The following is a 22,020-nucleotide window of genomic DNA, read 5'->3' as shown; positions in this document are numbered from 1 at the left end:
AAAGGCTATTTTTCGATCAATCTTTTCACGCGTAGGATCAGTTCTTTCGGGTTAAAAGGCTTGGCAATAAAGTCATCAGCGCCCAATTTAAAGCCATTAGTCACCGTATTTTCTTCTTCACCCAAAGCCGACAGGATAATCACCGGTGTATTTTTATAGTTTTCTTTTACAAAATTGGTGATCTCCAAACCGGATTTAAAAGGCAGCATGACATCCGTAATAACCAAATCCGGATTCACTTCCGGGATTTTTTCAATGGCTTCAGAACCATCTCTGGCGATCGTTAACGCATACCCTTCTTTCTTTAAAATAAATTCAAGAATGTTCATGGTAAGGTTATCGTCTTCAACAATAAGAATTTTCTTTCCGTTGCTCATGGTAATCGGTTAAAAATAATTTTTTGTTTACTTTGTACAAAAATAAGGATAATTCCTATGAATACTGTATTATTGGTGTTAATTAACATAGTAAAACAGGACTAAAATCGGTAATGTAAGCTAAAGTTAAGTTCTGTTTCGTTTTGTTTTAAACCCGGTAGATATTCCTGATTGTTATAGTTAACCTGAATACCGGCCAGGTAATTTTTCCATAATACGCGGTAGTAACCGGCACCAATGCGGTAGGAATTCATCGCGATTCGCTGTTCCAGCTGACCTAATACGGATCGTTCGTCCGGCGAAGTTCCATAACCCATGATAACGGTAGCATAATCAAAACGGGAATCGAAATAATAACGGGACGTTAGTGTAAAGGCCGGATACATTTTGCTGTTCTGATTTTGCAGGAACGTACGCAGGTTAATCCAGTACGAACCAATATATTTTCCAACACCGGCCACAACAGCGGTAAGATTTTCGTCTACGGTTTTGGTATAACGCCCGCCTAAATCGGCTTCCCAACCCTCGTTAAAATTGTAATAAAAGGAATAGCCCACACGCCATTTCGGGAAAACGATATCGTCACTATACGCCACACCAACATACGAATAGGCTTTTTTGCCGGTAAAGAAATAGGATTCAGCTTCATATTGAAGTCCACTGGCGATTGATGTTTTAAAAGACAAACGATTGGCATAATTTACCCGTCCGATCAACGAACCCCATTTGCGTTCGCGGATATATTGTGCACTTCCCAGATTCCATGGACCTACACCATTCCTGTCGAAAAACGTAATACTGTAGTTGAGACCCACACGGTCGTTGTTGTTCTTTTTGTCCAATAGAAACAAACGTTGTTTGATATCGGTATCATTCGGGAACTGCTTGTCCATTGTTTTTAGATAATCGTAGGCTTTATCATCTTCCTTTTGCAATTCGTAAATCGCCAGTTTTCTAAAATGAAAAGCCTTGTTTTCCGGATACAAAGCAAGTGCCTGATCGGTTACATTGTTCGCTTCCGGATAATTTTTAGCATTAACTTCCAATTGCGACCAATAGGTATAGGCATCCTCGTATTTCGGATTCTTTTCAACCACTCTTTTATAGTAATAGCGTGCACTGTCGATACTTTCCGAAAGTTGGTATGCACGACCTAAAAACAATTGAAAATCGAGATAATCCGGAGCGGCTTTAATTCCGACATGCGCTTTTTTGATCGCTTCCGGATAGTTTTTCCGAACATTAATGTCTTTGATCACCTCGGTAAGAAGGCTGTCGGTATTGATTTTTTGACCTAGCATACTGTTTGAGGCCAGTATTACTAGAGCAAAAAGGAATATTCTGGTATAATTAAGTTGTTTCATTTTCTTTTTTATTTTGGCTGTTAAAACCCAATCGAGGCATCTCTCCCCATTTTTGTTCCTTTTGTCTGAAAAAGTGCCAATATCCTTTTAATGAGGCGTATATGTTTACCGGATGATACGCGAATGGTTCTATAAAAGCCATTCCGGTCAGGATCAGGATCTCTTTCAGATTCGCATAATTGCGATATAAAATCTCATCCAGAAAAATCGAAACCAGTGTTAAAATCAGGTAGAATAAATATACAAATAAAGAAACGTAAAATAGAAAAACATAATCAATATCCAATAGATAAAAACCGATCAGCAATGAGAAAACGCCCAATAGCTCAAGAATCGGAACCATAAACTCGAACGAAAAGAAATAGGGAAGGATCAAAAAGGCAGTCTTTCCGTATTTTGGATTAAAGAACATCGTTCGGTGGATATACAACGTTTGTATGAGTCCTCTGGCCCAACGGCTGCGTTGTCGGATCAAAACCTTCGCATTGGCCGGAACTTCGGTCCAACATAGCGATTCCGGGATATATTTAATCGAAAACTTCTGTTTGGTATCGTACATATGTTTTCGCATCCGGGTGATCAGTTCCATGTCTTCGCCCAACGATTTGTGCCAATAACCACCAGCTGCGATGGCCACTTCCTTATCGAACATTCCCAATCCGCCGGAAACCAGTAACAAACCGTTAATCTGACTCCAGGCCATTCGCCCAAAAAGAAACGCCCGTACATATTCCAGTTCCTGGAAACGCGCATACCAATTGGTTGGGAAATGCACTTTTACCAGAAAACCGTCCTTTACCTCACAAGAATTGGATATGCGGATTCCGGCTCCGGTGGCGATTACCTTCCGCTTGCTCTCCATAAAAGGTTTAGCCAATTTGATAATCGTATCCTTTTTTAAGATACAATCCACATCGGTACACAAGAACAACGGATGCTTGGCCGAATTGATTCCGGCATTCGAAGCGTCGGCCTTACTTTTCCCATTTTCTTTATCCACCACCAATAACTTGGCATAAATCGGATTGGTTGACTTATAATGACCGCGCACTTTCTGCGTTTTGATCTTTTCCTTGTAATAGAAATCCACCTGAACCAGTTGAAATTCCCGTATCAGTTTTTCGAGTGTATCGTCGGTACTACCATCGTTTACAATGATCACCTCAAAATTCGGATAGGTAAGTGAAAGCAGCGACTTTACGTTAGAAACAATAGTTGCGCCTTCGTTAAAAGCCGGAGCGACTACCGAAACTCCGATCATAGTATTGGACTTTACCAATAAATCGTCGTGGATAAAATACTTGGCATTCAGGTGTTTTTTGATTGCCAGATACGAAAGCACGGCCAAAAACAGGTAAAATAAAATATAACTGGAAGAGAAAATCGCTACAAATGTCTCGTAGAATCTTTCGAAAGCCTCCAAATAGTATCTCGAAATCATAAGTAAGGATTTTTAACGTGTTTTTTAATTTTAATAATTTCGAAATCTTCTTTGAAATTGGATTTCAGATAGGAAGGATCGAGGGTGTCGAGCGTTCGTACCGCTTCGAGTTTGGTCGCCGGATTAACGGATCGGTGTAAATAATCGTCGATAAAAACAATCGATTGTTGATTTCCTATAACGGCGAGTGTTTGCAAAATAGCGATTTTATTTTCAATTTCCTCAGACGCGAACATGTCGATTAACAACGGTTCGGCTTCAAAAAGAAAGAGATCCTGTAAAGCAATGATCACCTCTTTTCGAATCATTTTATTATCCGATTGTAACAGCGATAATAAAGTGTCTTTTTCGACCGTATAATTATAATACACCATAAAACGAATGCCTAGTTTTACGATCGACGGGTTTTGCGCGGTGATCCAATCCTTGATGTTTTTTGGAATCGGGAATTTTTTATGGTACAGTAAGTCCATTACTTTTAATTCGTCGATAAGTGAAATCTCATACGGATAATCACTTAAAAAATCCAGTTTTTTCGAGGTTAACGATATAAACGCGATAAAAGCATTCGAACGCAGAATCCTGTTTTTATGATTCATATATTTTTTTACGAGGCTTTCGCCTTCTTCGTATTCGAGTACCTGGAAATGGTAAATCCCTTTGCATTTAATATACCAACGACGACTGTTAATCAGCTTTTCGCTAAAATTAGGTAGTCCGAAGCTCTTGTAGATATCCAGGATAGGCGCAGTAACTTCTCCTTTAATGTTTTGCTTTAACTCGATAATACTGCTGGTAACCATACTTTTGCACCACGTGCTACCGTAGGGAATCTGTTTTTTAAACTCTCTGATCCGGTATTCGTAATCTTCGGCATCGGTAAAAAGTAATTCGGTAAGGAAAGTTGTAATTTTCTGGCGTACTGCCGAACGGTATTGTTTGCTGTATTCATACACGATACGATCGCTTATTGTGACCAGAATGACCACAATAAGAAAAATGACCAAAAGAGGTACTATAAAATGAATTAAATAGTATTTAAATACTTCCAAACGAATGATTTAGGGTTAATCGCAAAGGTAGTAAATTTTATACGTTTTTGGCGTTAAATTTTTCTAAAGCCAAGGCGGATTGTGTGTTAAATGGTTGATTTGTAGAAGTGTTGCGAGTGTTTTTATATGGTCAGAAATTTCTGAAAAGGATTGAATCCGGTAGTGCTTTAATGATTCGTTAATAGAACTTTTTGTCGTGTAATGCTGTCTTCGTTCTGATTTTTATGGTTTTAATTTTATTTTTTCGTTAAGATTACGGTTTTCCGTAATGTTATAAACGGTAAAAATATGATATTTGATTTTATATAAAAAAGGTTATGATTGAGATTTCTTTTGCGGCAATAGTTTTTGTTTTGTGGACTTTTTTTGCTGTTTTGTATTATAAGAGGTACAAAAAGTACTGTGTTTCTAATGGGGATAAAAAACAAAAAAAATGGACCAATGAGTACATATTTGAAACAATACCATCGGTCTTTCCTACACTAGGGATATTTTGTACGGCGCTCGGAATTACAATTGGGATATGGGATTTTAATACCAATGATATCCAAGGTAGTATTCCTCAGTTATTAGGCGGTTTGAAGCTTGCTTTTTTGGCTACTATGGCGGGAATTGTTGGTCTGATTGTATTCCAGAAATGGGGAGCAATTATTCAAAAAGAAATAGAAGATAATCCGAATAAACAAAAAAAGTATACCGACGAGCTTAACGCGATATCGGAGTTGAATCTCTCCATTCATAAACTACATGAGGATAATAATAAGCATTTTGAAAAGCTATCGGATTCATTTGAGAAAGTATTGAATGAGAAAATCGAAGCTTTAGAGGGAGAATTGAAAGCAGTTGTAAAAACACTAAACACAAATCATAAGAGTCTGCTAAATAGTTCCGAGAACATTAATAATGGTATCGTTAAGTTGAGTGATGAATTTGTTGAAGGATCAGTAACGGCAAACAATAATACGGCACAAATTATTACGGCAATGACTAAAAACAATACACTTATAGCTAAAAAATTTGATGAGTTTTCAGAATTGCTGGCACAAAATAATACGGAAGCATTAGTTGAAGTAATGAAGAGTGTGACTGAGCAGTTTAATGCTCAGATGAATGAATTGATCAATAAATTGGTTCAGGAAAACTTCTCAGAGCTAAACGCAAGTGTGCAAAATTTGAACGATTGGCAAAAAGAAAATAAAGAACAGATTGCAAAACTGACAGAAAAGTTCCAGGAAACAACAGAAATGTTCGATACGTCGTCAAAAACACTATCTGAAGTTGCTGACAATGCCAAGTCATTAGTAGCCGATAATAGTAAGTTGGTACAATTGATTGATACATTGGATAAAGTAATGATTTCGGATAATAAATTCTCTGCGATTACGAGTAATCTGGTCGCTACAATAGATACGCTAAAAGAAACTACAGAAAGTTTTGATGAAACCACAAACAAACTGAACGAATGGGTGCGAACAGAACGGAATTTTAAAGATAGTGCCGATATATTGATTGTGAAGTTGGAAGAATTCAGAGATATGAATAGTGATGTTTGGAAAAAATACAGAGAGGAAATGGCCAATGCTGTCGGTATTATTAAAACTACAAGTACTTCCTTAGGTGAAGATTTAACCAATATTAATAATGAGTTTTACGACCGGTTAAGTGAAACGTTGACGAATCTCGATTTATGCATACAACGATTTATTCCAGCTAATACTTAGAAAATGGGCAATAAAAAAGAAAACTTTTGGATTCCGTATGCCGATTTGATGACTGTTTTAATGGTGGTTTTTTTGTTTATTTCGATTGCCTACATGGGGTTATTACAATATCAGAAAAATGAACAGGATAAAATATTTCAGGATTATAGGGCGACAAAAGAGAGTTTGTATAATGAACTGAAGAATGAGTTTAAGGATGATTTTAAAGAGTGGAATCTGGAATTGGATAAAGATTTATCGATTAAGTTTACCAATCCGGAAGTTTTATTTCAATCGGGAAAATCCGATATAACGGAAAAATTCAAATCAATATTATCAGAATTTTTTCCAAAGTATCTGTCAATCTTATTACAGGACAAATACAAAGGAAAAATATCCGAAGTTAGGATAGAGGGACATACTGATAACGTCGCCATACACGAAACCAATGATCCGTATATTGATAATATAAAATTGTCTCAGGACAGATCGCGAAAAGTGTTGTCGTTTTTACGAAGTCTGGGTTTTTATCAAAAACTTAGTCCGGAAAGAGAACAGATGCTTCAATTCTGGATTACGGCAAACGGACTTTCGTATGGGAGAACCTTGGATGGGGAAAAACACCTTACTTATATTTCGAATAAACCGGTACATAAAGAAAATTCAAGACGGGTAGAATTCCGAATAATTACATCGAGTGAAGTTTTAGTTGATAAGGTCTTGAAGCAAATGAAAGAGTAAAGGTTATGGATACAAAACAAAAGCTATACGATTTTACAGGTTTGTCCGATAAGTTGGATCAATCGGGTTATCCTAAACTAACAGAAAGCCGATTTCAAGTTGTTCGGAAAGATTTAACTGAGGAGGAAAAAAGGGGAAACGTAAAGTTTAAAGACGATGGTGTTTATCTTACTATTAATGGGATAGAACATAAAGGATATATGTATATAAAAGCGCCCGATGTAGCGCGTTATGGGTATCCGAGTTTTCATATTACAAACTGTCATGTAATTGATGATCAAAGATTCAAAGGAAGGTTTGATGGGCATTATTTTTGGCACAATTCGAATACGGTTGATTTAGAAGATAGAGTTACAAAAGAGCGACATGATCAGGTGGAGTTGCGGTTGTGTAGTAAATGCAGAGCGAAAGCCAGTGTCGAAAATTATAATAATTCCCAGGGCTTTTTTGATTTATTGGACATACAGGAGAAAAGTGATTTTAATGTCGAGCTGGATATTTTTGGCTATGTGAAAAGCTGGCGACAGATCAGTAAAAAGTTTCGAATTGAAAATAATTTTACATGCAATAATTGCAATCTAAAAATTGAAAAAATAATGGACCAACGTTATATACAGGTTCATCATAAAAATGGTAATAAGCAATTAAATGCAAGAGAAAATTTAGAATGTCTTTGTACACTTTGCCATGCGAATGTTGACGCAACCCATCAACATAACTTTCAAAGTAGAAGATCAATAATTGAAATTAGAAGCTTTGTAGCTAAATACAAAGAAGAATTACTGTCTTTAAATAATCCGTATATCAAGGATTATTTAGGCAACTAGTAGCTATTCACTCATTATACCTGACCCGTTTTTAAAAGCTTTTCAGGTGACGTTTTCCAAACTATTTCTCAAGTAGTTTTTCCAATAAAGCCACTTTTTCTTTTTCGGAAGTCACTAATTGCTTTTCGGTTTCCAATAAGCGTTCGTATAACTTTTTATTTTCATCGAGCGCCTCCAGCCATTTTTCAACCGGATTGATATTAAAAGTTGGATAATTGTTGTAAAGCGAATTGCCGGTAGCGGTATCGCTATTATTTACAGTATTAGAAATAATATTAATAGCCGACTCTTCATCAAAACTTTCGATAGCGTTAATTGGGATCTTTAAAATTTCGGAAAGCCTTTGTAGTATTTCTTTCTCTATAGTTTCTTTTTGTTCCAAAAGCGATATTTTTTGCTGATTCCAATCCTCGCCCATTTCAAATGCCAAAGCATCCTGTTTCATACCGAGCATCTCGCGGAACCGTTTGATATTACGTCCCTGATGAATTTTCTTGTTTTTGTCTTTCGTTGTTGTAGTCATGGCGTATAATTTAGAGCGTGAATTAAAGATACAACCAAATAATGGCTTATTAGGATTGTTAGCAGAAATGACTTATAGTAGGGTTTGATTGTCTTACTTTCTATACCTGACAGGTTTCAAAAACGGGTCAGGTATAGGGATTATTTGTTGAGTAACTTTTCCATTAAAGCCACTTTTTCCTTTTCAGTTTCCAATAAGCGTTCGTATAACTTTTTATTTTCATCGAGCGCTTCCAGCCATTTTTCAACAGGATTGATGTTGATGGTAGTATAATTCAAAGTGCCTGAAGCGGTATCGCTATTGTTTACAGTATTGGTAATAATATTGATAGCCGACTCTTCATCAAAATTTTCGATAGCGTTAATAGGGATCTTTAAAATTTCGGAAAGCTTTTGTAGTATTTCTTTCTCTATGGTTTCTTTTTGTTCCAAAAGCGATATTTTTTGCTGATTCCAATCCTCGCCCATTTCAAATGCTAAAGCATCCTGTTTCATGCCGAGCATTTCGCGGAACCGTTTGATATTACGTCCCTGATGAATTTTCTTGTTTTTGTCTTTCGTTGTTGTAGTCATGGCGTATAATTTAGAGTGTGAATTAAAGATACACCTAAATAATGACGTATTACAATTATCGGCCGCAATGACCTAGAGAAGGGGGGAGTTGTCTTATTACACCTGACAGGTTTCCAAAACGGGTCAGGTGTAGCAATCAGGTGTAGCGATCCTGTTTTATTTTTCGGGAATCAACGGTTCGGCATTTTGATAATATTCAAAACCATTCCAGGTAAAATTGGTCGCGTCGGTTCCGATATCCCAGGCAAAAATATCCTCCTGATAGGTTTGTACACTTGTGATCATAAAACAGCTACCATCGGGATAATACTCGAAATCATAAATGTTGACGTTATCTTTGTAGTAGCTTTTATCGGTAAGGACACAAGTTAATACGCCTTCTTTCGGTTCGTATTTTTTATAACAAATAATATTGGTATTCGCATCTTCAACCGTGATCCTTTTGTCGGTTAGGAGATGATCAATATAGGTTAAATTTTCGGTGACTTTATAGGTGTTTTGATGATACATAAAAGTAATAGACACCATGCCGTTTTCCGCATGTACCAGACGATCAATATCCGCTTCCGAATAGGCATAAAAGGAAATATTGGACAATTCGCCATTGATGTAGGTTTTTTTGTGGATAATAATGTCGTTTTCGGAATACGTCTCAAAAAGATAGTCCGGTAGGTAATCGGATGTCTCTTTTTCGATCGTTATTTTGATTCCGTTTGCATCGGTATAATGGTGAATGTAGGGTATCATTGCGATGATGTAAGGTGTTTTTATTTCCGAAGTATATCCTGATTGTATAAATTATTTTTTTCATCCGAAGTAAGATTCTCGAAGTCATATTTCATTTCCATCATCTGACGCGGATGTGTAAAGCAGTTAAAAACAATTTCTTTTTTCAATACACTGCTTTCTATTTTTTTAAAAAGCACCTTAAAATCGGAATTACTTTCGGTATGAGCTATTTCCTTAATGGATTCATCTAAAATCGCCTTCATACGAACGGCTACTTCTTCGACCACAAGATCGTTTAAATTTTGATCAAAAATTGTAATCTTTTCAATTAGTCGGTAATAGTGTTTTAGTTTACGATAGATATAGCCCTGTTCTATAAGCTTATCCCGCATTTGATTTTTGACTTCCTCTTCCTTATGATCAATGCTATAGTCATCGGCTAATGCTAACTCCAACATGATTTTTTGGGACATATCGTGATACAAAAAACCGGAGACAATATTAATTCCTTTATGGCAATTCGTACACGTACTTTCGTTTAATCTGCCTATCAGTATTTTATTTTTTAACTCGGGATTTAAGGTGACATTTACCGATTGGTAGTAGTTTAGCTCCTGCTCGGAATCGCAGTGTGGACAGTTTTGACGAGTTTTATTGTTGAGACTCATTGCTGGTAAAATTTTGCGATGATAGATGCTACACAAATATAATAATCTGACACAATGAGTGTGTTAATTTTTCTCAGAATTGAGAAAATAAAAAGTTGTTGGTATAGTAGGTATGTTGTACTACACCTGACCCGTTTTCAAAACGGGTCAGGTGTAAAAACGTACTAAACCCTACTTAAACCCCTCAAAAACGCCCAACCCAAACAACGCAAAGTCATATTTTACCGGATCGTTGGGATCCATAAGACGGAGATTGCGGTCTAATTCGGCTAAGGCTTTACCATCGTTTTGTTTACGGGTTAAAAGTCCGAGTTTGCGGGCGACGTTTCCGGAATGTACATCCAGCGGACAGGATAAGGCCGCAGGAGAAATCGATTTCCAGATGCCTAAATCCACGCCTTTGTTGTCGTTTCGGGCCATCCAACGCAGAAACATGTTGATCCGTTTGGCGGCCGATCCGTTTACCGGATCGGAAATATGCTTTTGCGTCCGATTTTGATGTTCGATTTCAAAAAAGACCCGTTTAAATTCCGAAATACCCGGCTGCATCGAATCGGGTTGCTGATGTTGTGCGAACACCGCTTCGAGTCCGTTATGATTGTGGTAGATGTTTTGCAGGCTTTTGATGAAAAAGACCATATCGGTACCATTAAACGTCCGGTGGACAAAGCTTTCCATACGTTCCAGCTGATCGTCGGTATGCGACATCACAAAATCATAAGGCGAATTGCCCATCAAATCCATCATCCGTTGTGCGTTTTTGATAATCATCTTACGGTTTCCCCAGGCGATCGTCGCACTTAGAAAACCGGCAATTTCGATATCTTCTTTTTGCGAATACAAATGCGGAATCTGGATCGGATCGGATTCGATAAAATCGGGATGATTGTACAAGGCCACTTTTTCGTTTAAAAACGATTGCAGCTCGTCAAGCGCCAGTTCCGGATGTGTGGTTTTCATTATAAAGATTGTCTGCTAATTTGTCCGTCCACCATCACCAATTTACGATCGGCCATATTGGCCAACTCTTCGTTATGGGTTACGATGACAAATGTTTGTCCAAATTCGTCCCGTAGTTTGAAAAACAACTGATGTAGGTTTTCGGCCGAATGCGTATCCAGATTTCCGGACGGTTCATCGGCAAAAATCACGGCAGGTTTATTGATCAATGAGCGGGCTACGGCCACACGTTGTTGTTCTCCACCAGAAAGTTCCCCCGGTTTGTGGTTCATCCGGTGGTATAATCCTAGATAATTCAATAATTTGATGGCTTCGTCTTCCACTTCTTTTTTTTCTTTACCAGCGATAAAAGCGGGAATGCAAACATTTTCAAGTGCGGTAAATTCCGGTAAAAGCTGGTGAAACTGGAAAATAAAACCCAGTTGTTGGTTACGGAATTTCGACAACGCCTTATCATTCATTTTCAGGATATCCTCATTATTGATCAGCAACGAAGTGCCGCTTTCCACGGTTGGTTTGTCCAACGTACCCAAAATTTGCAACAGTGTGGTTTTTCCGGCTCCGGAAGCCCCAACAATCGAAACGATTTCGCCCTTTTGGATATGCAGATCAACGCCTTTCAGCACATGAAGTTTGTCGTAATATTTATGAATATTCTTAGCCTGTATCATTTTAGTGAATTTCTACAAAGAAACGAAGATTTTGAGTAAAATGAAATCCGTAGCTCATATAATTCCGTATAGATATAAAGTTTCGTTAACAACAAAATATCTCCTTTCGGATTTGATTAATTTTGATAAAAACTAAAGCTATGAAAACTATTTTTGTATTACTCATTTCACTTGGGGCGCTGTCGTGCCAATCCAGTGATAAAAAAATAAGTGCCGAAAAAAACAAAGCGATAAATACAATGAACGAACAAAAAGGATTGCAAGTGGCCACGGTGGCCGGAGGTTGCTTTTGGTGTACGGAAGCCCTGTTTTTGGAATTAAAAGGCGTGAAAAAAGTAGTGTCCGGTTATACGGGCGGAACGGTTAAAAATCCAACGTATAAAGAAGTGTGTACCGGAACGACCGGTCATGCGGAAGCGATTGAGATCACGTTTGATCCGACGCAGATTTCATATGAAGATATCTTAGAGGTCTTTTTTGCGACACACGATCCGACTACGTTAAACCGTCAGGGTGCCGATGTAGGAACCCAATATCGCAGCGAAATCTTTTACCATGATGACGCTCAGAAAAAAGCCGCTGAAAATTTTATCAAGCTTTTAAATGATCAAAATATTTATGGTAAAAAGGTGGTGACAAAAGTAAGTCAGGCGACGACATTTTATCCGGCCGAAGATTACCATCAGGATTATTACAACCAGAACAAGTCGCAACCGTATTGTATGGCGGTGATTAATCCGAAATTAGACAAGTTACGTAAAAACTATAAATCGATGCTTAAATAATTTTGGCATTGATTTTGCGTTATATAGTCTAAAAAAAGTAGTAAAATGACTGAAATTCAGGTAAAAGCAGCCGCGGCCGACAAACAGCGGAAACTGATGTTGAGTATCCTTTTCGACCTGATCGGGTGTATGACCTATCTGCTTCCGTTTTTAGGGGAGTTTCTGGACATCGCCTGGGCACCAATTGCGGGTTTTATCCTCGCACGGATGTATAAAGGCACGATTGGTACGGTAGGAGGGATCTTTGCTTTTGTAGAAGAATTGATGCCCGGACTGGATTTTATTCCAACATTTACGCTGACATGGATTTACACCTATGTAATCCGAAAACAGGAATAACGATTAGATTATAGATGAAAGAAGAAAGAGAAAAGAGGCTGTAATAAGCCTCTTTTTTTATTCTATGTTACACCTGACAGGTTTTCAAAACGGGTCAGGTGTTGTGTTTTAGTCAGATGTTGTGAGTGATGCGATGTAATTTATTCTTTCTTTTTAAAAAGGAATCCGAGTCCCATATGGCGGAGCATCTTTTTAACGAAATTCCAGAAAAAGGTAAATTGACCAAAGATAGTTCCGATAATAACCAATAGCACTTTGTATACCGGAAGAATGATCACAATGCGTAACGGCCAGTAGAGCCACGGTGTGAGGTTGTCTTTGGTGATGCCAAGCCATTCCACTAACGGTTTCGACAGGTAAGAAGCTGTTGATCCGGTTATGGCAAATACGGTAAAAATGATGACTAACTGGAAGTTGGAAGAAACGCCCCAACGTCGTTTTAATTTTTCCATTGCTTTTGAAATAGGCTCAAAAATACAATTTTTATGGTCGCGGCGCAAAGCCTCCGAGGCGAATATTGTTTTTTAATTGGAAATAGACTAAATAATTATAGAGTAAATAGTTCACTTCATAACCATAATCGGTACCACTGTTATAATCGATGTTCATGGTAAATAAATTCTCTTGTCCCGGCTTTAAACCTGTAACGTGGGTATTCCATCCGGTTACCCAATCAAGATTCCGCACCTCCAGATATTTTTGATCATAAAAACCTCTTGGTTTGGCTCTGGCAATTAGCCAGGAATTAAAACCGGGATCGATAATGATGATCTCGTATTGCAATTCGTCATTAGCGATACGAATGGTGTCATTCGTTGTAGCTGTCGGATCAATTTCGGCGCGATCGGCCGCGGTAACGGGTCTGGGTGTATTACAACTCCAGAGAACAATCAGGAAAAACAAAATTCCGGAGTAAAGAAGCTTTTTCATAGGATTGTTTTCCTATAAAAATACTAAAAATGTGTAGGATAGCCACTGTTTTTAACAAAAAAAAGCCGGGTGATTACCCGGCTTTCTATAAAATGATATGATTTTATCTTCCGAAAAGTTTTCCAAAAATTCCGCCAATTCCGCCTTTTTTGGTTACGGCTGCCATGGCGTCGCTCATATCCACTTTTCCGTCGTTGTTCTGATCCAAACCAAATTGTCCGCCATATTTGGAAATGGCATCCATAAGTCCGGAGCTACCGTTTCCACCGGAAATTGAATTTACAATATCGGAAATTTCAAAACCTTTCTGGCTCGGGTCTTTTGCTTTATTGATCAACGAACCTAGGACATTTGGAATCAAACTACCGGCCACACCCGAAGCGGCTTCCGTGCTCAATCCGAATTTTTGTCCCAGATCACCGGTAAGTTGCTCGGATAATTGTTGTACCACCGGATTGGAATCCGATGCGGCATTATTACCCTGAAACAGCCCGGCTAATTGATCCATATTTCCTTCGGAAGCCATTTTTTGCAGTCCGCTAAAGATCGAACTTCCGGCTTGTTGCATGACTTCCTGGTTTAATTCGTTCGGGATAGCCTCGTTTTTAACTATGGCTTCACCACCATATTGCTGTACTAATTGCGTTAATTGTTCGAGCATAGCGTTTGATTTAGAGTTGCTTATCAAATGTACGCAAAAAAACAATTGCCCTGATTAGGCATCATTTTTTAATAAACTGATAATCTGTTCGGCCAGTTCGGTTCCGATACGCTCCTGTGCTTCCAGTGTGGCTGCTCCGATATGCGGCGTTAGGGAAATCTTTGGATGCATCAATACCTGAATGGCAGGAGTGGGTTCTTCTTCAAAAACATCCAATCCGGCAAAGAGTACTTTTTCGTCTTCCAAAGCGTCAATAAGTGCCACTTCGTCGATCACACCACCACGGGCACAATTAATGATACCGACATCCTGTTTCATCAGGTCAAATTCGGCTTTCCCGATAATGTAATCGTCCTGAGCAGGAACGTGTAAGCTGATAAAATCCGAATGACGTAACACATCTTCCATTGGTTCCGTTTCGATGTCGACATTGATAAACTGACCATTGTAGAAGTCGACTTTAATGGTTGCTTCTTCCACATATTTATCAGTAGCAATGACTTTCATACCCAAACCTAAGGCCATACGAGCCACTTCACGGCCAATACGTCCGAAACCGATAATTCCGATCGTTTTGCCGCGTAATTCGATTCCGTTGGCATAGGCTTTTTTCAGGCTGTTAAACTGCGTATCGCCATCCAAAGGCATATTCCGATTGGCATCGTGCAAAAAGCGCGCTCCGGAAAACAGATGGGCAAAAACAAGTTCGGCCACCGATTCGGAAGAGGCTGCCGGAGTATTGATGACATGTAATCCTTTTTCACGGGCATAAGCCACGTCGATATTATCCATTCCAACACCGCCGCGACCAATCACTTTTAAGGTCGGACAGCTGTCGATGATGTCTTTTCGTATTTTAGTGGCACTGCGCACTAATACTACGTCGATTAGATGTTTGTTGATATAATTGGCAACCTGTTCCTGGGCTACTTTGGTCGTGATTACTTCAAAACCGCCTGCTTCCAAAGCCTTGATACCGCTTTGAGACAGACCGTCGTTCGCTAATACTTTCATATGTTGGGTGTCATTAAATTCGTTAGGCAATTCGTTCTAATTCTTTCATGGCGTCGACTAAAACCTGTACGCTTTCCAATGGTAAAGCGTTGTACATCGATGCGCGGTAACCACCCACGGAACGGTGTCCGTTGAGTCCGGATACACCGGCGTTTTTCCATAAATTGTCGAAAAGTGCTGTATGGGCTTCGTTTTCGAGTAAAAAAGTAGCATTCATTTTCGAACGATCTTCTGTCGCAGCCGTTCCTTTAAACAAAGGATTACGGTCGATTTCGTTATATAACAGCGCTGCTTTTGCTTCGTTTATTTTTTCGATAGCCGGAATTCCGCCCAGATTTTGCAACCATTTCAGCGTTAGCAACGAGGTGTAAACCGCAAAAACAGGAGGCGTATTGTACATGCTCTCTTTGTCGATATGCTGTTGGTAGTTTAGGATATTGGGAATGGATCGTCCGGTTTTATTTAGCAGACCTTCTTTGATCACAACTAATGTTGTTCCGGCAGGGCCCATATTTTTTTGCGCTCCGGCATAAATCAGATCAAATTTTGAAAAGTCCAGTGTACGGGAAAAGATATCGGAACTCATGTCGCAGACCAACGGAACATTGGTTTCCGGAAAGGAGTTCATTTGCGTACCGTATATTGTATTGTTGCTCGTACAGTGAAAATAATCGGCATCGGTCGGAATTTCGAATGTTTTCGGGATATAATTATAATTTTCAGGTTTGGAGGAAGCGACTACTGTGGTTTCACCAAAAGCTTTGGCTTCTTTAATCGCACCGCTCGCCCAGGTTCCGGTGTCAAGGTAGGCCGCTTTACCGTTTACGGTCATCAAGTTGTAGGGAACGCGCAGGAATTCCATACTGGCGCCGCCTTGTAAAAATACAGCGTGATAGCCTTTTCCGCTAAGTCCTAAAAGATCGAGTGCCAACGCACGGGCTTCTTCCATTACGGCGACAAATTCTTTGCTACGATGTGAAATTTCTAATACGGATAAACCGGTACCGTTAAAATCTAAAACGGCTTCGGAGGCTTTTTGAAATACTTCTTGTGGTAAAATGCAGGGACCTGCACTGAAATTGTGTTTTTTCATTTGTAGCATTAATCTTTGAAAACCTGAATTACAACCTCTTTATCTACAAGATCGGTAAACTTACCGTTGTAGCGGGTTGCTTTAACTAAATGATTGTCGATCCAGTGGTAGTTGCCGCCACGCGGTTTACCCATCAGGATACTGTGATACCGGAAGCCGTGTTTTTGAAGCCATTGTTCAGTAACCTCACGGTGTGCTTCGGTTCGCGAGGTAAAAAAGCAAATTATATGACCTTCGTCATACCATTTGTTGATGGTTTCCAGCGCATCGGGAAAAGGTAGGCAGGTTGCCATTCGTTCCGGTTCCTCGTTTGGAATATCGTCGGTAATTGTACCGTCGATATCAATGAGGTAGTTTTTAATCCCGTCTTTTAAAACAGGACTAACATTGTCTTTGTGTTCTAGTTGCATTGAAGTGTGTTTAGGAGCGTAAATTTCCTAAAAAAAATGCTCGTAATCACAAAAACATTGCTAAAAGTTAGATCTTTATCAGGAAATCGATAGTGTCTACGTTATCGGCATAGTCCCAAAGCTTTGGTTTCTGGGTCTGACCGAAAGAAATACTGTCGGAAATGATACCGTTTGAAACGATGCATTGCAGTTGGTCTTTATCGGCTTCCAGTCGGGATTTCAGATTTTCGGGCGAATCGTAATATTCATAAAAAACTGACGAAATAGGCGAGGCATAGCTGCTGTCTTCCTTTAGAGTCATAAACTCGTTATCGAGCAGTTCAAACCGACTCATCAGGAATACGGCTTTGTTATAATCGTAGTTATTGGCGTATTTTTCGTAGTGGATGATGTCGCCGTATTCGAACATCGCTTCAAAAAACAATTTAAAATCATATCCTTTGGGTAAAAAAAGTTTTGATACGTTACGACATCCTAAGCCAAAATAGCGGAAAATATCCTCGCCAAGGTTGATCAGGTCTTCTTTGGTTTCGTTTCCGTTTAGAACGGCTACGGAATTTCTGTTTTTACGGATGATATTCGGTTTGTCTTTAAAATAATATTCAAAATAGCGTGCGGTATTATTGCTTCCGGTAGCGATTACAGCATCGAAATTTTCCAGTTTGCCTTCGGTAAACGTAATATAAGATTCCAGTTCCGGATTCACGGCAATCAGGTATTTTGCCAGAAACGGTAATAATTTCTGATCGTTGGATGACATTTTGACCAATACTTTATGACCGGATAGTACCACCGATAAAAAATCGTGAAATCCGACCAACGGGATATTTCCGGCCAGGATCAATCCTACGGTTTTGGGTTGGTGATCCGGGAAATCATATCGGGATAACCATTGCTCGATATTGGATTCGGTCAGAGCTTTGGCCCAGGATTGTAGCGCAAAGTAAACCTGTTCGGGCGTAAACCACCCGTTATGGGATTGCGACAGATGGATCAAGTCGATAAAAGCGTCATAAAAACGATCGTTGTGTTTTACCGCCGGATTGGGCGTGTTGCCGTTTGCAGTGAATTGACTTAAAAAGGTGCCTAATTCAATAAAACTTGCTTTTTTATCGCTTTGTCTCATGTCTGATTTGTTTATGAATGGTTTTGATTGTAATTTTGTGCAAAAATAATAAAATTAGCTATGGCAATCATTATAACAGACGAATGTATCAATTGCGGGGCTTGCGAACCAGAGTGCCCGAATACTGCGATCTATGAAGGAGCCGACGATTGGCGCTATAAAGATGGTACAAAACTAACCGGTAAAATTGTACTTCCGGACGGAACGGAAATCGATGCGGAAGCGGCGCAAACGCCTATTTCGGATGATATTTATTATATCGTTCCCGGAAAGTGTACCGAATGTAAAGGGTTTCACGAAGAACCACAATGTGCAGCGGTTTGCCCGGTTGACTGTTGTGTTCCGGACGATAACCACGTGGAAAGCGAAGAAGTACTTTTACAACGACAGTCGTTTTTACACAACGAATAAAAATACAAAACCCTCTGAATGTTCAGAGGGTTTTGCTTTTTTTTGAGAGTATTAATTCCGAATGATTTCGGCTTTTTCAATAATCATAGTGTCTGTTTTCGGATCGTAGGTTTCCATGATCAGGTTTCCGTTTCCGTCAAAATATCCTGTTGAAATTTTATTTTTAGCTTTCATGATATAGTGGTTGGTCAGAGATGTTTCGCGAAGAATACCCAATTGTTTTTTAGTATCGGGATTCATGATAACATAACCTACTTTATCCAGCATTACCTGATAACGTTGACCATTATAGGTATAATAAGCCGAACGGTCTACGTCTACATAACGGGTAACCCCGTCTACAGTAACCTGAACTTTAGACATCACCTGAGTTGGTCCCAGTTTCATTTCTTTGTTTAACGATTTGGAATTGGCATCTTTTAGTTCAACGTCCTGAACTTTATCCAGTTCCTCCGTTTTTACAATTTTGCGTTCTCCGTCGGAATCTTTAACGGTACGAACCGTTGTTTTTACTTCCGATTGCACGTTGGTATTCTGAGCGTATAGGCACGCTGAGAAAGCTAGTAATATCAAACTTAAAATCGATTTTTTCATATTATTTTTTATTTTAAGGTTACTATTTAACAAATATAAGCTATTGCGGTGTAAAAATTAAACAAATTGTATTAAAATTTTTATAAAAATCTATAGAACAGATGATCAAATGTTAAACGGAAATAGGTTGACTTTTAGGTAATAATCAATATATTTGCAGACTTTTTAAAACGCAAATTATGAAAGCCGGAATTGTAGGATTACCAAATGTAGGAAAATCAACCTTGTTCAATTGTTTGTCAAATGCCAAAGCGCAAAGTGCTAACTTTCCGTTTTGTACGATCGAACCTAATATCGGAGTGGTAAACGTACCGGATCCGCGATTGGAAAAACTGGAAGAGCTGGTACAACCGGAGCGCGTGCAACCGGCTACTGTGGATATCGTAGATATCGCCGGTCTGGTAAAAGGAGCGAGCAAAGGAGAAGGATTGGGGAACCAGTTCTTAGGAAATATCCGCGAGTGTAATGCAATTATTCACGTATTGCGTTGTTTTGATAACGATAACATTGTTCACGTAGACGGAAGTGTAAACCCGATCCGCGATAAAGAAACAATCGATATCGAATTACAGTTAAAAGATCTTGAAACCGTTGAAAAAAGACTTGAAAAAGTAAAAAAAGCGGCTAAAACAGGAAATAAAGAAGCACAGGTGGAAGAAGGATTGCTAAGCCGCATCCGTGAAGCCTTGTTGGCTGCCAAATCAGCGCGTACCGTAGTGCCGCAAACCAATGACGAAGAGGTTTTGATGGAAGGTTTTCAATTGATCACGGCCAAACCGGTATTGTATGTTTGTAATGTTGACGAAGGTGCTGCAGCAACCGGAAATGCCTATGTGGATCAGGTTCGCGAACTGGTAAAAGATGAAAACGCTGAGGTAATCGTTTTGGCGGTTGGAACCGAAGCCGATATTACCGAGTTGGAAACCTACGAAGAACGTAAAATGTTCCTGGAAGATTTAGGGTTAAAAGAACCGGGGTCGTCTGTGTTAATTCGTGCGGCCTATAAATTACTAAACCAACAGACGTATTTTACGGCGGGTGTAAAAGAAGTACGTGCGTGGACAATCAATATTGGAGACACGGCGCCAAAAGCAGCCGGTGTAATCCATACGGATTTCGAAAAAGGATTTATCCGTGCCGAAGTAATCGCCTATGACGATTATGTGAATTTCGGATCGGAAGCCAAAGTAAAAGAAGCGGGAAAACTACGTGTTGAAGGAAAAGAATATATCGTAAAAGATGGTGATGTAATGCACTTCCGTTTTAACGTATAAGTTTTTATTCCGATACTACTATAATATAAAGGTGCTGTTTTTATAGCACCTTTTTTTGTGGACTTCTGGCATTATTGTTACTTTTAACACAGATATCAAAAAAAACGTGAACCTATGAAAATAATTGCTTTCGGCGGGAGTAACAGCCATAGCTCCATTAATAAGAAATTAGCAACCTATGTCGCGCATTTATTCGAAAATGCCGATATCGAAGTTTTGGATTTAAACGATTATGCCTTGCCGGTTTTCAGTGTTGATTTGGAAAAGGAAATCGGACACCCAAAGCAGGCTGTGGATTTTTTGGAAAAAATAGGAAGTGCTCAGCTTCTGGTGGTTTCTTTGGCCGAAAATAATGGGAATTATTCGGTTGCTTTTAAAAATATTTTCGACTGGTGTTCGCGTAAACACAAAGATGTTTTTCAGGACAGACCCTTATTATTGATGGCGACATCACCCGGCGGACGAGGTGGTGCCAGTGTTTTGGAAATTGCAAAAAACAACCTGCCGCGATACGGTGCCAATATCATAGCAACGTTCTCATTGCCGAGTTTTTATGAAAATTTTGATGTAGATAAAGTTCAGATATCCAATATTTTATATGATAATCAGATAAAAGATATTGTAAAGGAATTCGCATTCTGATAAAAGCGGCCTGTAATTTGAAGAGGTTTTTAAAACGTAATTGCGAACCGTATGAAAATCGTTAAAAAGAGCCTTCAAATTGTATTCCGGTTCCTGCTTGGAAGCATCGCTTTTGTAATCGTGTATATAGTGGCGGTACTGCTGTTGTCGCGGATTCCTGTTAATTCAGATAGAACACATGATGCTGCTGAAATTCCCGTTTATATTATGACGAATGGCGTGCATACAGATATTGTTGTTCCGGTTAAAAACGCTATCGTCGACTGGACGCGGGAAATTCGTTTCGGGCATACCCGATCGCAGGACAGTATTGCGAATTATATCGCCTTTGGATGGGGTGATAAAGGTTTTTATCTCGATACGCCCGAATGGTCGGATTTAAAAGCAAGTACGGCTTTTAAGGCTATTTCCGGACTCGGATCGTCGGCGATGCATACTACTTTTTACAGAAAAATAAAGGAAGGAAACGATTGTCGCAAATTGCTGCTTACACAAGCGGAATACCAACAGTTAACCGCATATATAGCCGGGAGTTTTAAGCGAAATTCCGACGGGAAATTACAATGGATAACAGGGTATAGTTATGGTAAAAACGATGCTTTTTACGAAGCAAAAGGGGCTTATAATCTGTTTTATACCTGTAATACCTGGGCGAATAACGCTCTAAAAGCCGGACAGCAGAAAGCCTGTTTATGGACGGTTTACGACAAAGGAATTTTTTACCATTACGAAAAAGAAAAATAATGAAATTAAAGAAAAATACACTCTACCTGCTTTTGCTCTTTTTTGCCAGTTTCTTGGCTTATTTTATCGGAAAAGACTTCCAGTTCGATCCGCAGTTAAAAGTAGTTTTTACGGTGATGAAATATCTCGCGGCGGCCTTATTGTTTGTCTCGGTTTTTGCTTCGGTGTCAACCACGCGGGAAATGATTTCGGCAACTGAATTACAACCAAAGGCGTTATGGATTATTCTGGCATTACTACCGATTTTATTTTGCATCGCCATTTTTATACTGTCACTAACGGTATATAAACTTCAATTATTTTGATCATCAGATAATCAAAAAGTTACTGAAATCGTTTGATAACTTTATCCGGGCGTACTTTCATTTTTTC

At 39.0% G+C, this 22,020-nt stretch carries 28 protein-coding genes; 10 read left to right on the top strand and 18 right to left on the bottom strand.

Features of this window, described 5'->3' with window-relative positions; translation table 11 throughout:
• Positions 1–5 precede the first annotated feature (5 nt).
• From ABFU83_RS10645 to ABFU83_RS10630, 4 genes are all read right to left on the bottom strand, one after another.
• Positions 6–377 (bottom strand): response regulator, encoded by a 372-nt coding sequence (locus tag ABFU83_RS10645; protein ID WP_347065814.1) that lies wholly within the window; start codon positions 375–377, stop codon positions 6–8.
• Positions 378–478: 101 nt separating this feature from the next.
• Positions 479–1,741: a YaiO family outer membrane beta-barrel protein gene (locus ABFU83_RS10640; protein ID WP_347065812.1), complete on the bottom strand. Its 1,263-nt coding sequence runs from the start codon at positions 1,739–1,741 to the stop codon at positions 479–481.
• A complete protein-coding gene (locus tag ABFU83_RS10635; RefSeq protein ID WP_347065811.1) occupies positions 1,728–3,182 on the bottom strand; it encodes a glycosyltransferase in 1,455 nt (484 codons plus the stop codon). Before ABFU83_RS10635 ends, ABFU83_RS10640 begins: the two co-directional genes overlap by 14 nt.
• The gene (locus ABFU83_RS10630; RefSeq protein ID WP_136402467.1) at positions 3,179–4,234 is read right to left on the bottom strand and encodes a HEAT repeat domain-containing protein; all 1,056 of its coding nucleotides are present in this window, start codon (positions 4,232–4,234) and stop codon (positions 3,179–3,181) included. Before ABFU83_RS10630 ends, ABFU83_RS10635 begins: the two co-directional genes overlap by 4 nt.
• Positions 4,235–4,551: 317 nt before the next feature.
• Between ABFU83_RS10630 and ABFU83_RS10625 the strand changes: the two genes are divergently transcribed.
• From ABFU83_RS10625 to ABFU83_RS10615, 3 genes are read left to right on the top strand one after another with little or no spacing between them, the layout of a single operon-like run.
• Positions 4,552–5,955: a MotA/TolQ/ExbB proton channel family protein gene (locus ABFU83_RS10625; protein ID WP_347065808.1), complete on the top strand. Its 1,404-nt coding sequence runs from the start codon at positions 4,552–4,554 to the stop codon at positions 5,953–5,955.
• Positions 5,956–5,958: 3 nt separating this feature from the next.
• The gene (locus ABFU83_RS10620) at positions 5,959–6,675 is read left to right on the top strand and encodes an OmpA family protein (protein WP_347065807.1); all 717 of its coding nucleotides are present in this window, start codon (positions 5,959–5,961) and stop codon (positions 6,673–6,675) included.
• A 5-nt stretch (positions 6,676–6,680) separates the two neighbouring features.
• Entirely contained in the window at positions 6,681–7,502 is an 822-nt protein-coding gene (locus ABFU83_RS10615; protein WP_347065805.1) for a hypothetical protein, read from the top strand.
• 61 nt (positions 7,503–7,563) lie between these two features.
• Here ABFU83_RS10615 and ABFU83_RS10610 read toward each other — a convergent pair whose 3' ends face one another.
• The 6 genes from ABFU83_RS10610 to ABFU83_RS10585 form a co-directional block, all read right to left on the bottom strand.
• Positions 7,564–8,025, bottom strand: a complete 462-nt coding sequence (locus tag ABFU83_RS10610; RefSeq protein WP_347065804.1) for a helix-turn-helix transcriptional regulator — start codon at positions 8,023–8,025, stop codon at positions 7,564–7,566.
• A 140-nt stretch (positions 8,026–8,165) separates the two neighbouring features.
• Positions 8,166–8,597, bottom strand: coding sequence for a helix-turn-helix transcriptional regulator (locus tag ABFU83_RS10605; RefSeq protein ID WP_347065802.1), 432 nt, complete (start codon positions 8,595–8,597; stop codon positions 8,166–8,168).
• Between the two features lie 156 nt (positions 8,598–8,753).
• Positions 8,754–9,344, bottom strand: a complete 591-nt coding sequence (locus ABFU83_RS10600; RefSeq protein ID WP_347065800.1) for a hypothetical protein — start codon at positions 9,342–9,344, stop codon at positions 8,754–8,756.
• A 20-nt stretch (positions 9,345–9,364) separates the two neighbouring features.
• Positions 9,365–9,994, bottom strand: a complete 630-nt coding sequence (locus ABFU83_RS10595) for a CpXC domain-containing protein (RefSeq protein WP_347065799.1) — start codon at positions 9,992–9,994, stop codon at positions 9,365–9,367.
• 171 nt (positions 9,995–10,165) lie between these two features.
• Positions 10,166–10,933 (bottom strand): TIGR02757 family protein, encoded by a 768-nt coding sequence (locus ABFU83_RS10590; RefSeq protein WP_347070211.1) that lies wholly within the window; start codon positions 10,931–10,933, stop codon positions 10,166–10,168.
• Between the two features lie 20 nt (positions 10,934–10,953).
• A complete protein-coding gene (locus ABFU83_RS10585) occupies positions 10,954–11,625 on the bottom strand; it encodes an ABC transporter ATP-binding protein (protein WP_347065797.1) in 672 nt (223 codons plus the stop codon).
• Positions 11,626–11,765: 140 nt separating this feature from the next.
• On the opposite strand from ABFU83_RS10585, the gene msrA reads away from it, so the two are divergent.
• Together msrA and ABFU83_RS10575 are read left to right on the top strand one after the other, a co-directional pair.
• Positions 11,766–12,410 (top strand): peptide-methionine (S)-S-oxide reductase MsrA, encoded by a 645-nt coding sequence (gene msrA / locus ABFU83_RS10580; RefSeq protein ID WP_347065795.1) that lies wholly within the window; start codon positions 11,766–11,768, stop codon positions 12,408–12,410.
• A gap of 45 nt (positions 12,411–12,455) precedes the next feature.
• The gene (locus ABFU83_RS10575; RefSeq protein WP_300487289.1) at positions 12,456–12,749 is read left to right on the top strand and encodes a hypothetical protein; all 294 of its coding nucleotides are present in this window, start codon (positions 12,456–12,458) and stop codon (positions 12,747–12,749) included.
• A gap of 140 nt (positions 12,750–12,889) precedes the next feature.
• On the opposite strand, the gene ABFU83_RS10570 is transcribed toward ABFU83_RS10575, so the two are convergent.
• The 7 genes from ABFU83_RS10570 to ABFU83_RS10540 form a co-directional block, all read right to left on the bottom strand.
• Positions 12,890–13,201, bottom strand: coding sequence for a DUF6787 family protein (locus ABFU83_RS10570; protein ID WP_136402476.1), 312 nt, complete (start codon positions 13,199–13,201; stop codon positions 12,890–12,892).
• Between the two features lie 31 nt (positions 13,202–13,232).
• Entirely contained in the window at positions 13,233–13,679 is a 447-nt protein-coding gene (locus ABFU83_RS10565) for a DUF6146 family protein (RefSeq protein WP_347065792.1), read from the bottom strand.
• Between the two features lie 103 nt (positions 13,680–13,782).
• Positions 13,783–14,340, bottom strand: coding sequence for a hypothetical protein (locus ABFU83_RS10560; RefSeq protein ID WP_347065790.1), 558 nt, complete (start codon positions 14,338–14,340; stop codon positions 13,783–13,785).
• A gap of 54 nt (positions 14,341–14,394) precedes the next feature.
• Positions 14,395–15,354, bottom strand: a complete 960-nt coding sequence (locus tag ABFU83_RS10555; protein WP_347065788.1) for a D-2-hydroxyacid dehydrogenase — start codon at positions 15,352–15,354, stop codon at positions 14,395–14,397.
• 22 nt (positions 15,355–15,376) lie between these two features.
• Positions 15,377–16,447 (bottom strand): 3-phosphoserine/phosphohydroxythreonine transaminase, encoded by a 1,071-nt coding sequence (gene serC / locus ABFU83_RS10550; RefSeq protein ID WP_347065786.1) that lies wholly within the window; start codon positions 16,445–16,447, stop codon positions 15,377–15,379.
• An 8-nt stretch (positions 16,448–16,455) separates the two neighbouring features.
• Entirely contained in the window at positions 16,456–16,857 is a 402-nt protein-coding gene (locus ABFU83_RS10545) for a phosphoheptose isomerase (RefSeq protein ID WP_136402481.1), read from the bottom strand.
• Between the two features lie 67 nt (positions 16,858–16,924).
• On the bottom strand, positions 16,925–17,983 hold the full coding sequence (locus tag ABFU83_RS10540) for an acyl-CoA reductase (protein ID WP_347065784.1): 1,059 nt from the start codon (positions 17,981–17,983) through the stop codon (positions 16,925–16,927).
• A 60-nt stretch (positions 17,984–18,043) separates the two neighbouring features.
• On the opposite strand from ABFU83_RS10540, the gene ABFU83_RS10535 reads away from it, so the two are divergent.
• On the top strand, positions 18,044–18,394 hold the full coding sequence (locus tag ABFU83_RS10535) for a 4Fe-4S dicluster domain-containing protein (RefSeq protein WP_136402483.1): 351 nt from the start codon (positions 18,044–18,046) through the stop codon (positions 18,392–18,394).
• Positions 18,395–18,445: 51 nt separating this feature from the next.
• On the opposite strand, the gene ABFU83_RS10530 is transcribed toward ABFU83_RS10535, so the two are convergent.
• Positions 18,446–18,988 carry a hypothetical protein gene (locus ABFU83_RS10530; protein ID WP_136402484.1) on the bottom strand — a complete coding sequence of 181 codons (543 nt, stop codon included), beginning with the start codon at positions 18,986–18,988 and terminating at the stop codon, positions 18,446–18,448.
• A gap of 179 nt (positions 18,989–19,167) precedes the next feature.
• Between ABFU83_RS10530 and ychF the strand changes: the two genes are divergently transcribed.
• From ychF to ABFU83_RS10510, 4 genes are all read left to right on the top strand, one after another.
• Positions 19,168–20,262, top strand: coding sequence for a redox-regulated ATPase YchF (ychF, locus tag ABFU83_RS10525; RefSeq protein WP_347065781.1), 1,095 nt, complete (start codon positions 19,168–19,170; stop codon positions 20,260–20,262).
• A 114-nt stretch (positions 20,263–20,376) separates the two neighbouring features.
• Positions 20,377–20,904, top strand: coding sequence for an NAD(P)H-dependent oxidoreductase (locus ABFU83_RS10520; protein ID WP_347065780.1), 528 nt, complete (start codon positions 20,377–20,379; stop codon positions 20,902–20,904).
• Between the two features lie 51 nt (positions 20,905–20,955).
• The gene (locus ABFU83_RS10515; protein ID WP_347065779.1) at positions 20,956–21,648 is read left to right on the top strand and encodes a TIGR02117 family protein; all 693 of its coding nucleotides are present in this window, start codon (positions 20,956–20,958) and stop codon (positions 21,646–21,648) included.
• On the top strand, positions 21,648–21,953 hold the full coding sequence (locus ABFU83_RS10510; protein WP_347065777.1) for a hypothetical protein: 306 nt from the start codon (positions 21,648–21,650) through the stop codon (positions 21,951–21,953). Before ABFU83_RS10515 ends, ABFU83_RS10510 begins: the two co-directional genes overlap by 1 nt.
• The last annotated feature ends 67 nt before the right edge of the window (positions 21,954–22,020 follow it).

Source organism: Flavobacterium sp. WV_118_3 (assembly GCF_039778605.1).
Classification (GTDB): Bacteria; Bacteroidota; Bacteroidia; order Flavobacteriales; family Flavobacteriaceae; genus Flavobacterium.
The sequence above is the reverse complement of the archived record's forward strand: the minus strand, read 5'-3'. Positions and strand labels throughout refer to the sequence as shown.